At 70.7% G+C, this 13826-nt stretch carries 13 protein-coding genes; 12 read left to right on the top strand and 1 reads right to left on the bottom strand.

Going from position 1 to position 13826, the window contains the following annotated elements:
* From HCC78_RS12610 to HCC78_RS12655, 10 genes are read left to right on the top strand one after another with little or no spacing between them, the layout of a single operon-like run.
* Entirely contained in the window at window positions 1-1863 is a 1863-nt protein-coding gene (locus HCC78_RS12610; protein WP_216671135.1) for an ABC transporter ATP-binding protein, read from the top strand.
* Window positions 1856-3136, top strand: coding sequence for a Zn-dependent hydrolase (locus HCC78_RS12615; protein ID WP_172329130.1), 1281 nt, complete (start codon window positions 1856-1858; stop codon window positions 3134-3136). Before HCC78_RS12610 ends, HCC78_RS12615 begins: the two co-directional genes overlap by 8 nt.
* On the top strand, window positions 3136-4089 hold the full coding sequence (locus HCC78_RS12620) for a phosphotransferase family protein (RefSeq protein WP_172329131.1): 954 nt from the start codon (window positions 3136-3138) through the stop codon (window positions 4087-4089). Before HCC78_RS12615 ends, HCC78_RS12620 begins: the two co-directional genes overlap by 1 nt.
* Window positions 4086-5021, top strand: a complete 936-nt coding sequence (locus HCC78_RS12625) for a choline/ethanolamine kinase family protein (RefSeq protein WP_172329132.1) — start codon at window positions 4086-4088, stop codon at window positions 5019-5021. Before HCC78_RS12620 ends, HCC78_RS12625 begins: the two co-directional genes overlap by 4 nt.
* 9 nt (window positions 5022-5030) lie before the next feature.
* Complete coding sequence (locus tag HCC78_RS12630) at window positions 5031-6401, top strand: ethanolamine ammonia-lyase subunit EutB (protein ID WP_172329133.1); 1371 nt, start codon at window positions 5031-5033, stop codon at window positions 6399-6401.
* Complete coding sequence (eutC, locus tag HCC78_RS12635; protein ID WP_172329134.1) at window positions 6398-7141, top strand: ethanolamine ammonia-lyase subunit EutC; 744 nt, start codon at window positions 6398-6400, stop codon at window positions 7139-7141. Before HCC78_RS12630 ends, eutC begins: the two co-directional genes overlap by 4 nt.
* A gap of 58 nt (window positions 7142-7199) precedes the next feature.
* A complete protein-coding gene (locus HCC78_RS12640; RefSeq protein WP_172329135.1) occupies window positions 7200-8585 on the top strand; it encodes an amidase in 1386 nt (461 codons plus the stop codon).
* Window positions 8582-9553: a phosphotransferase family protein gene (locus HCC78_RS12645; protein WP_172329136.1), complete on the top strand. Its 972-nt coding sequence runs from the start codon at window positions 8582-8584 to the stop codon at window positions 9551-9553. Before HCC78_RS12640 ends, HCC78_RS12645 begins: the two co-directional genes overlap by 4 nt.
* Complete coding sequence (locus tag HCC78_RS12650; protein ID WP_172329137.1) at window positions 9550-10455, top strand: choline/ethanolamine kinase family protein; 906 nt, start codon at window positions 9550-9552, stop codon at window positions 10453-10455. Before HCC78_RS12645 ends, HCC78_RS12650 begins: the two co-directional genes overlap by 4 nt.
* Window positions 10448-10921 (top strand): DUF2938 family protein, encoded by a 474-nt coding sequence (locus HCC78_RS12655; RefSeq protein ID WP_172329138.1) that lies wholly within the window; start codon window positions 10448-10450, stop codon window positions 10919-10921. Before HCC78_RS12650 ends, HCC78_RS12655 begins: the two co-directional genes overlap by 8 nt.
* A 193-nt stretch (window positions 10922-11114) precedes the next feature.
* Here the strand turns inward: HCC78_RS12655 and HCC78_RS12660 are convergent, their stop codons facing one another.
* Window positions 11115-11852 carry an SDR family oxidoreductase gene (locus HCC78_RS12660; RefSeq protein ID WP_172329139.1) on the bottom strand — a complete coding sequence of 246 codons (738 nt, stop codon included), beginning with the start codon at window positions 11850-11852 and terminating at the stop codon, window positions 11115-11117.
* A 100-nt stretch (window positions 11853-11952) separates the two neighbouring features.
* Here HCC78_RS12660 and HCC78_RS12665 point away from each other — a divergent pair, with 100 nt between their 5' ends.
* Together HCC78_RS12665 and HCC78_RS12670 are read left to right on the top strand one after the other, a co-directional pair.
* Window positions 11953-12885, top strand: a complete 933-nt coding sequence (locus tag HCC78_RS12665) for a LysR family transcriptional regulator (protein WP_172329140.1) — start codon at window positions 11953-11955, stop codon at window positions 12883-12885.
* A 356-nt stretch (window positions 12886-13241) separates the two neighbouring features.
* Window positions 13242-13724, top strand: coding sequence for a DUF2938 family protein (locus tag HCC78_RS12670; protein WP_172329141.1), 483 nt, complete (start codon window positions 13242-13244; stop codon window positions 13722-13724).
* Window positions 13725-13826: the final 102 nt, after the last annotated feature.

The raw sequence follows: 13826 nt of genomic DNA on the forward strand, positions 1-13826 counted from the left end.
ATGTACGACCACACGGCCATGGCGCCCGTTCTCGAAGTCGAGGGCCTTTCGGTCGGCGCCGACCTGCCCGAGGGCATGAAGCCGATCCTGCAGGATGTCTCCTTCAGCCTCCGCCCGCGCGAGATCCTGTCGGTGATCGGCGAAAGCGGCGCCGGCAAGACCGTGCTGGCGCGCACGCTGGCTAGCTGGCTTGCCGACCCGCTGAAGGTCACCGGCGGCAGCGCGAAGTTCCGCGGCACCGACCTGATCAAGGATGCTGCCGCGGCCCGCAAGCTGGCCGGGCGCGAGATAGCCTATGTCGGCGGCAACCCCGCGGGCGCGCTCGACCCGACCATGACGGTGGGCGCGCAGCTTGTGGAGAAGCTCCGCGCCGTGCGCCCCGAGATCCCGGCGGCCCAGGCGAAGCAGAAGGCCATCGAGCTGCTCGACGCGGTGCGCATTCCGTCTGCCGCGCAGCGCTTCCACGAATACCCGTTCCAGTATTCGGGCGGCATGATGCAGCGGGCGATGATCGTCGACGCGTTGATTTCCGACCCTGCGCTGCTGATCGCCGACAACATCACCCAGCCGCTCGACGTGACCGTCGCCGCGCAGATCCTCAAGCTGATGCGCGACCTGACGGGGCGCTTCGACACTGCCGTGCTGTTCATCTGCTCATCCCTGCCGGTGGCCTGCGATGCCTCCGACGAGGTGCTGGTGCTCAACAAGGGCCGCGTGGTCGAGCGCCAGGTGCCGGAGCAGCTGGTCTCCGCCCCGCAGCACGGCTACACCGCCCAGCTGATCCGCGAGCTGCCCAAGCTCTGGGACACCGCCGAGGCCGCCCCGCAGGAAGAGCGCGGGGAGCCCCGGCCGATCATGTCGGTGCGCGGCGTCGCCAAGCACTACACCGCCAAGAACCGCGCCCAGGGCGGCACCAACGTGGTGCAGGCGGTGCGCAACGTGGAATTCGACGTCTTCCAGGGCGACAATTTCGGGCTGGTGGGCGAGTCGGGCTGCGGCAAGTCCTCGCTGATGCGGCTGCTCACGGGGCTGGAACGCCCCGATGCCGGCACGATCCTGTTCGAGGGCGAAGACATCGGCTCCGCCCGCCCGGCCCGCATCCGCGAGCTGCGCCGCAAGTTCCAGCTGGTGCTGCAGGACCCCTACGGCTCGCTGCCACCGCAGAAATCCATCGGCGCGATCCTCGAGGAGCCGCTGAAGATCCACAGGATCGGCGACCGCAAGGAACGCCGCGAGCGCGCCCGCGCGGTCATGTCCGAAGTGGGGCTGTCCGAAGCGCTCTACGAGGAGCTGCCCAACGGACTCTCCGCCGGGCAGCGCCAGCGCCTGAACGTCGCCCGCGCCATGACGCTGGAGCCGCGGCTGCTGATCATGGACGAAACCCTCTCGGCGCTCGACCAGACCGAGCAGCACAAGATGCTCGACCTCTTCGAGCGGCTGCAAGCCCAGCACGGCTTCACCTACATCTTCATCTCGCACGACCTTGCGATGGTGCGCCGCGTCTGCTCGCGCATCGCGGTGATGTATCTCGGCGAGACGGTCGAGGTGGCGCCGAACGAACGCCTGTTCTTCGATCCGGGCCATCCCTACAGCCGCGCGCTGCTGTCTGCGGCCCCGACGCTGGAACCGCGCCGCTACCTGCCCGAGGACTGCCTGCTCGAAGGCGAGCCGCCCTCGCCCATCGACCTGCCCCCCGGCTGCGCCTTCGCCAGCCGCTGCCCGCATGCCTTCGACCGCTGCCGGTCGGAGAATCCGGGCCTCACCGCCCGCGGCGGCCGAGCCCTGGCCGCCTGCTTCCTGAACCCGCGCCGGGGCGAGGATGCCCCCGCGGTCCTGACGACACCGGAGACTTCCCATGCCTGATACTGTCCTTCGCGCCGGCTTCGACGCAGCCCTGTTCGAGCGCCTGATGGCGAAGGTTTCGGAATTCGGCGCGACGCCGATGGGCGGGGTCGACCGGATGGCGCTGACCGACGACCACAAGGCGGCGCGCGACTGGTTCTGCTCCGAGATGAAGGCGCGCGGCTACGACGTTCTGGTCGACGCCATCGGCAACGTCTTCGGCCGGATCGATCTGGCGGGCGGCAATGCCCGCACCGTCATGGTCGGCTCGCATCTCGACAGCCAGCCGCTGGGCGGACGCTTCGACGGCGCCTACGGCGTGATCGCGGCGCTGACTGCCGTGGAAAGCTACCGCGCGGAATGCGAGGCGACGGGCACCGAGCCGCAATGCAACTTTGTCATCGCCGACTGGATGAACGAGGAAGGCGCGCGGTTCCAGCCGTCGCTGCTGGGCTCCTCGGTCTTCGCGGAGATGCTGGAGCTGGATTTCGCGCTGGCGCGGACCGACCGCGAGGGCCGCAGCGTGGGCGACGAGCTGAAGCGCATCGGCTATGACGGCACCGACAAGGTCGGCATTCCCGATGTCTATCTCGAGTTCCACATCGAGGGCGACGACAAGATGGAGAAATCCGGCGCCCGCATCGCGCCCTTCCGCCGCCACTGGGGCGCGCTGAAGGTGAAGATCGAGGTGACCGGCCAGCAGAACCACACCGGCCCGACGCCGATGGAGGACCGCCGCGACGCCGTTCTGGGCGCGGCCTACATCATCGCCGAGGTGCGCCGCCTGGCCGATACCGCACCAGATACGCTGTTCACCTCCGTGGCCCGCGTCGACATCAGCCCGAACTCGCCCAACATCGTGCCGGGCAAGGCGGTGCTTTTCGCCGAGCTGCGCGCGCCCGAGCCAACGACGCTCGACTGGGCCGAGACTGGCCTGAAGGATGCGCTGCCCGGCCTCGCCGCGAAGGCGTCCGTGGAGGCCGGGATCGTCTCCATCGACCGCCGCCCGGCAGGCAAGTTCGACCCGCGGCTGATCCAGCTCGCGGAGGAACAGGCCGACGGCTTCGCGCTGAAGCGGATGGACCTCGACACGATCGGCGGCCATGACGCCATCCCGGTCCTGACCCGCTGCCCGGCAATCGTGGTCGCGGTGCCGTCGGTCGGCGGCGTCATCCACCGCCATGACGAATACACCTCGCCCGAGGATCTGGCGGCAGGCGGCGACGTTCTGCTCGGCATGATCCGCCGCATCGACGCGGCGGCGGGCGACCTGGACAAGGCCGTGGAGGCGTAATGCAGACAGCGCTGGTTTCCGACACCGATTTCGCCGCCGTGCTCGCCGCGGCCTGCCCCGGAACTGCGCCTGAGGCGGTCGCCCCAGGTCCCGCTGCGCTGGCCTCGCCCAGCTATCTGGGCCTCGACAGCCGTTCCGCCAGGATCGCGGCGCCCGGGGGCGGGCTGTTCCTCAAGGCGATGCATCCCGAGATGCGCGCAGGCTACGACATGGCCGCCGCCATGCAGCTGGCAGCGGAGGCAGGGCGTCTCGGCGCCGGGCCGGAAGTGCTGTGGTCGGACACGGAGACCGGCGCGATCCTGATGAAGGATCCGGGCCCCGACTGGGCCGCCTGCCGCCAGTGGCGCCTGCAGGACCCGGATTTCGCCGCCGCCGCGATCTGCGCGATGAAGCGCCTGCATGGCGCGGCGCCGCTCGCCCACCGCTTCGACCCCTTCGCGGCGATCGACCGCGCCGTGGCCGAGGCGCACGAGTCGGGCATTGCCCTGCCGCAGGATATCGGCTGGGTGCTGTCGCTGCTCGCGCCCCTGCGCGGGCTGCTGCTTGCGGCGCCGACCGTGCCCTGCCGCAATGACGGCTCCTGCTCGAACCTGCTGGCCGGACCCGAGCGCGGCGACGTCCTGCTCGTCGATTACGACCGCGCGGGCATGAACGACCCGATGTTCGACCTGGGCGTCCTGCTGGCCGAGATCACCGATTTCGAGGCCGACATGGTGGCGCCCGCGACGCTCTACATGGGCGGGTTCGATCCCGCGGCCTTCGCCCGCGCGCGGCTCTGGTCGGTCGTCGATGACGTGATGCATTGCGTCGAGGCACGCGTGACCGGCGCAAAATCGGTCCGCAAGGGACTGGAATGGCTGAAATATTCCGAATGGCGGATCATGCGGGCCCGTCTGGGCCTCAATCATCCGCAATTCGAGGAAAAGATCCGGATCGCCGGGGGAATGGCATGAAGACGCTCGGACAGGCAGTCTCGCCCGAGGAACACACGCTGGAATCCGCGATCCGCGAGGCGGCGCTCTTCAAAGGCGGCGAGGGCGCGGGCTACGCCCCGGTCTCGGGCGGGATCAGCAACTCGAACTGGCGGGTGAAGCTCGCCTGCGGCAAGGACTATTTCGTGAAGCTGCCGGGCAACGGCACCGAGATGTTCATCGACCGCAAGGCCGCGCTCGACGCCTCGCAGAAGGCGGCCGCGGCCGGACTTGGCCCGGCGGTCTTCGACGACCTCGCCCATCACGGCATCGAGATCAACGACTTCATCCCCGACCGGCGGCCCTCCACCCACAGCGACTTCGCCGCGCGCGACCTGCGGATGGAGGCGATGGCCACCTACCGGCGGATGCATTCGCTGCCTGCGCTCGGCCTGACCAAGACGGTCTTCGACATGATCGACGAGCACGAGGCGCAGATGCGCGACCTGGGCTCGCCCTGGCCGCGCGACGCGGACTGGGTGCGGCTGAACGACAAGATGGCGCGCGAGGCGCTGACGGCCTCCGGGCTCGACCTCGTGCCCTCCTTCAACGATCCCATGCCGGGCAATTTCATGATCGGCGAGGACGGCTCGATCATGCTGATCGACTATGAATACGCCTCGATGAACGACCGCTGCTACGATCTGGGCATCTGGTTCGGCGAGATGTTCTTCACGGCCGAGCAGGAGGCCGAGATGATCGAGGAATATTTCGGCACGGTCACCCCGCAGCTCGTCGCCCGCGTGACCATCCACAAGGCGCTGGCCGACGTGAAATGGGCCTGGTGGTCGATGGTGCAGCTCAAGGTGTCGCGGCTCGACTTCGACTTCCACAAATACGGCATGTGGAAACTCATGCGGTTCCGCACCATCACCGGCGACCCGGCCTGGGCCACCCATCTGCGCAACGCCTGAGGATCCGACATGCCCGTCTACAGCGCCACTGCCGGGGGCGAGACCTTCCGCTTCGGCACCCTCGCCGCGCTCATGGCTGCGGCCACGCCCGCGCGCTCCGGCGACCAGCTTGCCGGGATCGCCGCCGAGACCGAGGCGCACCGCGTCGCCGCGCGCTATGCGCTGGCCGACCTGCCGCTGGCCGAGTTCCTCAACGAGGCCGTGGTGCCCTACGAGTCCGACGAGGTCACGCGGCTGATCCTCGACACCCATGACCGTCGCGCCTTCGCTCCCCTCGGGGCGATGACGGTCGGCGACCTCCGCGACTGGCTGCTCTCCCCGTCAGCCGGCGCGGAGGCGCTGTCTTCCGCGGCGCCCGGCCTGACCCCAGAGATGGTCGCCGCGGTGTCGAAGCTGATGCGCAACCAGGACCTGATCGGAGTCGCGCAGAAGGCCCGCGTGGTCTCGCGCTTCCGCACCACGCTGGGGCTCGAGGGACGGCTGGCCACGCGGCTGCAGCCGAACCACCCGGCGGACGATCCGGCGGGAATTGCGGTCGCGGTGCTCGACGGGCTCTTGCAGGGCACGGGCGACGCAGTGATCGGCATCAACCCGGCCTCGGACAGCATCCCGAACTGCACCCGGCTGGTCGAGGCGCTGGACCGGCTCAGGCTGGAATTCGGCATGCCGGTGCAGAGCTGCGTGCTGACCCATGTCACCAACACGATGCGGATGATCGAGGCCGGCGCGCCGGTGGACCTGCCCTTCCAGTCGATCGCCGGAACCGAAGCGGCGAACCGCGGCTTCGGTGTCGACCTCGCCGTGCTGAAGGAGGCCAATGACGCCGCGCGCAGCCTGCACCGGGGCACGGTCGGCGACAACGTGATGTATTTCGAGACCGGGCAAGGCGCGGCCCTTTCGGCGGATGCGCATCACGGCGTCGACCAGCAGACGCTGGAGGTCCGCGCCTATGGCGTCGCCCGCGCCTTCGACCCGTTCCTCGTCAACACCGTCGTCGGCTTCATCGGCCCCGAATACCTCTATGACGGCAAGCAGGTGATCCGCGCGGGGCTGGAGGACCATTTCTGCGCCAAGCTGCTCGGCCTGCCGATGGGGGTCGACGTCTGCTATACCAACCACGTGGAAGCCGACCAGGACGACATGGACACGCTGATGACGCTGCTCGCCGTCGCAGGGGTGAATTTCGTGATCTGCGTGCCCGGCGCGGATGACGTGATGCTGAGCTACCAGACGCTGGCCTTCGAGGATGCCGCCTGGCTGCGCCGCACCATGGGCAAGCGCCCGGCCCCGGAATTCGAGGAATGGCTGGCGCAGATGCAGCTGGCCTCCGGCCCGCGCGCCCTGCCCGATCTGGCCCGGCGCATGGGGATCCCGGCATGACGCGCGACCTCGATCCCTTCGGCCGCCGCCTGCGTGCCCTGACGCCCGCCCGCGTCCGGCTCGACCCCGAAGGCGGCGCGACGCCGCTTGCCTCGGTGCTCGACTTCCAGCTCTGCCATGCCCGCGCGCGCGACGCGATCCGCCTGCCCGTGGACTGGCAGGCGGTGAAGGCCGCCCTTGCCCCCCGCGAGGCGATCGAGCTGCAAAGCCGCGCGCCGGACCGCGACACCTATATCCGCCGCCCCGATCTGGGCCGCCGCCTGGCGCCGGACAGCCTCGCCCGCATCCCGCGGAGCGCGCCGGACCTGGCCATCGTCATCGCCGACGGGCTCTCGGCCTCGGCCGTCGCCGCCCATGCGGCGCCGATGGTCGAGGCGGTGGCCGCCGCCCTGACCGGCTTCTCCATCGGTCCCGTGGCCCTGGTCCGCGAGGGCCGCGTGGCGGCGGGCGACGAGGTGGCCGAGGCGATGGGCGCGCGGCTCTGCCTGATGCTGATCGGCGAGCGGCCCGGGCTCTCGGTCTCCGACAGCCTCGGCGCCTACCTGACCTTCGCGCCCCGCATCGGCACCACGGATTCCGCGCGCAACTGCGTGTCGAACATCCACGGCAATGGCGGGCTGCCGCACGCCGCCGCGGCGGACCTGATCGCCTATCTCGCGCGCCGCGCGCTGGAGATCGGCGCCACCGGCGTGGCATTGAAGGACGAACGCGGGCAGGCAACGCTGCCATCCGCGGACTGAAGTGACCGAAGCGGCCAGAGAGCCGCACAGGAACGTGACCAGAGGAAGGGTCGGACCCATGTGGAAACTCAGCGCAACCGAGCTGATCGAGGCCTACCGCGCCGGGACGCTGTCGCCGGTCGATGTGATGCGCTGCACGCTGGAGCGCGCGGCGGAGCTGAACCCGGCGATCAACGCGCTCTACGACATCGACGCCGAGGGCGCGATGGCGGCGGCGGAGGCCGCGGCGGCGCGCTGGAAAGCAGGCGAACCGATGGGGCCGCTCGACGGCGTGCCCTGCATCGTCAAGGACTCCATCGCGGTGAAGGGCATGCGCATGCTGCGCGGGCTCGCCGCGCGCCATGACGCCGGTCCAGATGCCGAAGACAGCCCGCCCGCGGCGCGGCTGCGCGAGGCCGGGGCGATCCTCTTCGCCAAGTCGACCATGCCGGACATGGGCTTTCTCGGCTCCGGGCTGAGCTCGGGCCATGGCGTGACGCGCAATCCCTGGGACCTGTCGCTGAATACCGGCGGCTCCTCGGCGGGCTCCGCCGCCGCCGTCGCCGCGTGCATCGCGCCCATCGCCATCGGCAGCGACGTCGGCGGCTCGGTGCGCCTGCCCGCCTCGCATTGCGGACTGGTGGCACTGAAGCCTACTGCGGGCGTGATCCCGCACCTGCCCTATAGCCGCGACCGCGTCGCCGGGCCGATCACCCGCACCGTCGCCGATGCGGTCCTGCTGATGTCGGTGCTGTCGCAGCCCGACCCGGCGGCCTTCGAGCCCGGCGCCGATATGCCCGCCGCGCTCGCGCCGCTCGATCTGGCGGGCAAGCGCATCGGCCTCCTGCTCTCGGTCGGCGACGGCCCCGCGGTGGCGCCGGAGGTCGAGGCGCTGATCCGCAGGGCGGCGGAGGCCTTCCGCAGCCTCGGCGCCGAGGTCTCGGAGATGCCCGCGGCGCTGGATTTCCCGTTCCTGCGCAAGCTTTCGGCCTATTTCTCGGTCAAGGCCGCGGGCGAGCGCGCCTCCCTGCCCGAAGACCGCCGGGACCAGATGCTGCCCGTCCTGACCGCCTGCTGCGATGCGGGCGAGGCGATGACCGCGCTGGACTTCGCCTCTGCCATGTCCACCGTCGACAAGGCGCAGCGGCTCTTCGCCCGCGCCTGCGATGCCTACGATTTCGTGCTGGCGCCGACCATGCCGGTGGCGAACTACCCGGCCGAGGCGGCGGGCGCGGATCCCGCGCATCCGCATGACCATGTCGGCTTCACCGCCCTGCTGAACCAGTCCGGCCAGCCCGGCGCGACCCTGCCCTGCGGCTTCGCCGGGACCTCGCCGGTCGGGCTGCAGCTGATTGGCCCCGCGGGCAGCGACATCGACCTGCTGCGGGCATCGCTGGCCTTCGAGGCCGCGCAGGGCGCCGGAACCGCCTTCCCGGAGCTCGCCGACATCCCGGTGCCGGCATGAGGGCGGCGGTCGACCCCTTCGCGCTGGACTCCCGCGCACGCCATGCCGCGGCGCTGGAGGCCCTCGGCGCGGCCGAAGCCGCAGCGGTGCCGCCGCTCGCGATGCCGTCGCATTGCGGGCTCGACGGGCGGGTGAGCTTTGCCTCGCTCGAAGGCGCGGCGGCCGCGGTCAAGACCTTCCACCGCGATGCGCTGGGACCGGGCGGCTTCGCCGCGGCAGCGGAAGCGCATGCGCTGGCTTCGGAGACCGGGATCGGCCCGCGGCTGCTGACCGCGGACGCGGCCACGGCGACGCTGGCCACGGAGCGGCTCGGCGACGGCTGGCGCCCGGCGATGGTGCCGGATTTCGTCACCGGCGGAAAGCTCCCCGGACTTCTCGCCGCGCTGAAGGCCTGGCACGGGGCGGGCGCTGTTGCGGCCGTCTCCGATCCCCGCGCGGACTTCTCTCGGCTGGCAGAAGCGGCGGCGCGGCCCGGAATGCTGGCGCTGCCCGCCACGGCCGGGTTCGGCCTGGCGCAGCTCGGCGACTGGGTCGCGCGGATCTGCGATGCGCTCGACGCGGCCCCGGCGGAACCGGTGCTGCTCCATGGCGAGCTGATGGTCTCCAACGCGATGCTGGATGGCGGCGGCGCGCTGAAACTCCTGGATTTCGACCGCGCGGCGATGGGCGACCCGATGCGCGACCTCGCCTCGCTGTCGCTGGAGCTCTGCGTCGACGACGACGATCGCAGCGCGCTGCTCGCCGCCTGGACCGGCGACGCGCCGGCAAGGGCGGATCTGGCGCGGATGAAGCTCCTTGCCCTCCTGGAGGACGCGATCTGGGCGCTCTGGGCGCTGGCAGGCGAGGCGTCGGAGGACCGCAAGGGCCCCGAGCTCTACAAATACGCCTGCAACCGGCTGGTCCGGTTCCGGTTCCACCTGTCGCTCTTCGACATGGCGCAGCTTCTCAGGGAGGTCCGCGGGGCATGACCGGCATTCACGAGGCCATCGCCAGCGTCCCGCATTTCGCCGGGCGCGAGATGCAGGCCCACCGCATCAACGGCGGGATCACCAACATCAACTGGCGCGTCGTCGACAAGGCCACGGGCGAGACCTTCTTCGTCAAGCTCCACGGCGCCGGCACCGAGGCGTTCATCGACCGCGCCACCGCGAAGATCGCGGGCGAGATCGCGGCGGAACGCGGCGTCGGTCCGCAGGTGATCCATTACGACGAGGCCGCCGGGATCGAGGTGCACGAATTCCTGGAAGGCTTCCGCAGCTGCGGGCTGCATGACGTGCAGGACGACCGGGTGCGGGGCGGGATCATGGCGGCCTACAAGGGCGTGCATGACAGCCTGCGGCTGGACGCGGCCAATACCGGCCTGTCGCAATTCGAGGATTTCGCGGCCAAGGTCGCGGATTGCGGCGCGCTGCTGCCGCGCGACGCCGAACAGCTGATCTGGAACGGCCGCCGCGCCGCGCGGGCGATCGAGGCCGCGGGGGTAGAGCTGAAGGGCTGCTACAACGACAGCTACATCTCCAACTACATGCGCGACGATGCCGGGCGGATCCGGATCATCGACTGGGAATATGCGGCGATGAACGATCCCTACTGGGACATCGCCATGTTCGGGATCGAGAGCTTCTTCGACGACCGCCGCGGGGTGGCGTCGCTGCTGGAGATGTACGAGGGCGCGGCGCGGACCGAGACCGTGGCACGGACCTATCTTTATGTCGGGGTGGCGATGGTGCGCTGGGGCTTCTGGGCGGTCTACCAGAGCGTGAATTCCGACGTGCCCTTCGATTTCGCCAAGTATTCCCGGCTGCTGCTGCTGCGCGGGCGGCGGCAGATGGCGTCGCCGGACTGGGACTGGGCGCTGGCCCATGTCTGAGATCGCCGTCTTCCTCCTCTGGGGGATCGCCGCGACGGCGGTCTCCGACCTCTGGCAGCGCGCCGTGCTGCGCGCCCTCGGCCAGCCTGCCCCCGGCTGGGGATCGGTCGGCCGCTGGGTGCTGGGCTTTGCCGAGGGGCGCCTCGTCGACACCGCGTTGAAATCCCGCCCGGCGCGCCCGAACGAGAACGCCGCAGGCTGGGCCTTCCACTATCTCGTGGGAGCGGGCTACGGCCTCCTCTACGGCTGGATGCTGGCGCTTCTCGGGCTTGAAAGCTCGTTCGGCGCGGCGGTCCTATTCGGCATCGCCACCCTGGCCGGACCGATGCTGCTGATGAAGCCCGCGATGGGCGGCGGCGTCTTCGGGCTGAAGGCGGCCAACCCCTGGCCCGGCATGGCCAAGACCGTCTCGGCGCATCTGTCCTTCGGCATCGGGCTCTGGCTCGCGGCCCTGGTCACCGGCTGAGCCGCGGCAGGCGGACGGCGCTCCGGCAGGGAACCGGCTGAGCCGCCGCCGGAGCCCTCCGGGATGGCGACGGCACCGCCCGGCCGGGACCATCTCCTGCGGCCGTACCGCTCCGTAGACACGTCCGGCCCGGAAACCAGTGCCGCGGCAGCCGTCGCCGGACTGCCGCGCGGGTTCGGCAGCGGCCTTGCGGTCAGATCAGCCCGCCATTGGCGCGGATCACCTGGCCGCTGATCCAGCCGGATTGCGGACCGGCCAGGAACCCCACGACCTGCGCGATGTCGTCCGGGGTGCCGAGCCGGCCGAAGGGGCACATGGCCGCGATCCGCCCGACCAGCTCTTCGCTCTTGCCCTCCAGGAACAGCTCGGTCCCCACCGGGCCGGGCGCAATGGCGTTGACGGTGATGCCCTTCGGCCCCAGTTCCTTCGCCAGCACCCGGGTCAGAGCCTCGATCCCGGCCTTGGTCGCGGCATAGACCCCGTAGCCCGGCTGGTTGAGCCCGACCACCGAGGAGGACAGGTTCACGATCCGCCCGCCTTCCGCCATGCGGCCCGCCGCCTCGCGCATCAGCCGCAGAGGCGCGGCGAGGTTGAGCGCGAGATGCACGTCGAGCAGGGCATCGTCGGAGGCGGCGACCGGCGCGAGCTTCATCACCCCGGCATTGTTCACGAGCACGCCGACCGGGCCGAGCGCCTCCTCCGCCGCGTCGAACAGCGCCCGCGGGGCATCCGGGTCTGCCAGATCCGCGCGGATTGCCGCCGCCCGTCCGCCTGCCGACCGCAGCCCGGCGGCCACAGCTTCTGCAGCCTCGGGACTGCTGGAATAGTTGACCGCCACGGCAAAGCCGTCTGCGGCGAGCTGGCGGGCGATTTCGGCGCCGATCCCGCGCGAGGCGCCGGTGACGATGGCCGTTCGGTTATCCTGGGTCATGTTGGGTCCCTTTCGTTTGGAAGGGAGGTAGACAGACCGGTCAGCCATAACAATCCGGCGGCGATTGACATGACAATTCGGCTGAGGCTAACAATGCCGCATGGACAGGCTGGACCGGCTGGAACTTTTCGCCCGCATCGTCGAAGGCGGCAGCTTCGCCCGCGCGGCACGCGAGCTGCAGGTCGCGCGCTCGACCGCCACCCATGCGATCAACCAGCTCGAGCGCGAGGCCGGGGTCAGGCTGCTGGCGCGCACCACGCGCCACGTCACGCCGACGCCGGAGGGAACCGAGTTCCACCGCCGCGCCCGGGCGATCCTGGCCGAGGTCGAGGACACGTTCGGGCAGTTCGCCGGGCCGGGCGCGTCCGGCCATCTGCGGATCGAGGCGCCCGGCCTGCTGACCCGCACCTTCCTGGTGCCGCGCCTGCCGGAGTTCCTCGGCCGCTTCCCGGGGCTGACCATCTCCTTCACCCAGAGCGACCGCTACGTCGACATCGTGCGCGAGGGGGTGGACTGCGCGCTGCGCGCCGGGCATCCGGAAGACAGCAGCCTGCACATGCGGCGGCTGGGCGAATTGCCGGAGATCACCTGCGCCAGCCCGGCCTACCTTGCCCGCCACGGCACGCCGCGCAGCGTCGACGACCTGGACGGCCACCGGATGGTGGGTTTCGTCTCTTCGCGCAGCGGAGCCGTGATCCCGCTGGAATTCCGCACGGGCGGCACGACCGTGACCCGGCGGATCCCGGCACCGGTCTCCACCGACAATACCGACACCGCCGCGGCGATGGCACGCGAGGGGCTTGGGCTGATCCAGGCGCCGCGCTACCGCTTCGCGGAGGATCTGGCGGCAGGCACGCTGGTCGAGGTGCTGGCCGGCACGCCGCCCGAGCCGCTGCCGCTCAACGCGATCCATGCAGGGCAGCGCATGCTGCCGCGGCGGCTGGAGGTATTCCTGGATTGGGCCAGGGAGATCTTCTCCGATGCCGGGCAGATCCTCGGACAGTCACCCGCGCCAGCGGACCCGCAGCGCTGACGGCACGGCGGACGGTCCGCCGGACCGGCAGCGCGCACGATCCGCAGCAGGCGCGGCCCTCTCAGCCCGCGCGTCCCGGCCGGACCTGCCGGACCGGCAGCGTGTGCCTTCAACCAAGGGAACCTGGACGCGTCCGGCCCGGGTCGCGGCATGGCTCGCCCGGCCTGCCGATCCCGCCGGGGCCATGGCCCCTTCCCCGGGCGCGGGGCGGGATGGCCCGCAGGCCGGGCGTTGCGGCCCGGGCGGCGCGTTGCGCGCTGGCGCGTCCTGCCGGACGGTGACCTGCCGCCGCGGCGACGGACGGGCGCCGGGCGTGCTAGGGCTGCGGGGTTAACCAGTGGAAAGACCTGTCCGCCATGATGCGCTTCCTTCTCTTCTCCCTCGTCGCCGGCGTCACCGCCACCCTTGTCCTCGATCTGTGGAAGCTGGCAACCGACCGGCTGCGCGGCCGGAGCGGGTCGCCCTGGGGGCTGGTCGGCCGCTGGGTGCTCGGCCTCGCCCGCGGCCGGGCGATGCTCGACCAGTCCCGCACCGACCCGCCTTCGACCCGCGAATACGCGGCCGGATGGATCTTCCACTATGCCGTCGGCATCGCCTATGCCGCGATGCTGCCGCTGTTCTGGGGGACGGGCTATATCGATGCGCCGACCGTCTGGCCCGCGATCATCGTCGGACTGGTACTGACCACCTTTGCCGGGCTGTGCATCCTGACCCCGGCCATGGGCGGGGGGCTGCTGGCAGAGAAGACGCCGAACCAGGTGCAGCGCATCAACGAGACGCTGCAGAACCATGCCGTCTTCGCCCTGGCGCTCTACATGGGCGCGCGCTCCTTCGGCTGAGCGCCCGGTTCAGGCGGCTGCAGCCTCGATGAGCTCGAAGGAGGCCCGGATGGCGGCTTCCAGATCCGGGCGGTCCCAGACCTCTGCGGTGGTGCATTCGAA

It is taken from the genome of Mangrovicoccus sp. HB161399, assembly GCF_013184745.1.
Classification (GTDB): Bacteria; Pseudomonadota; Alphaproteobacteria; order Rhodobacterales; family Rhodobacteraceae; genus Mangrovicoccus.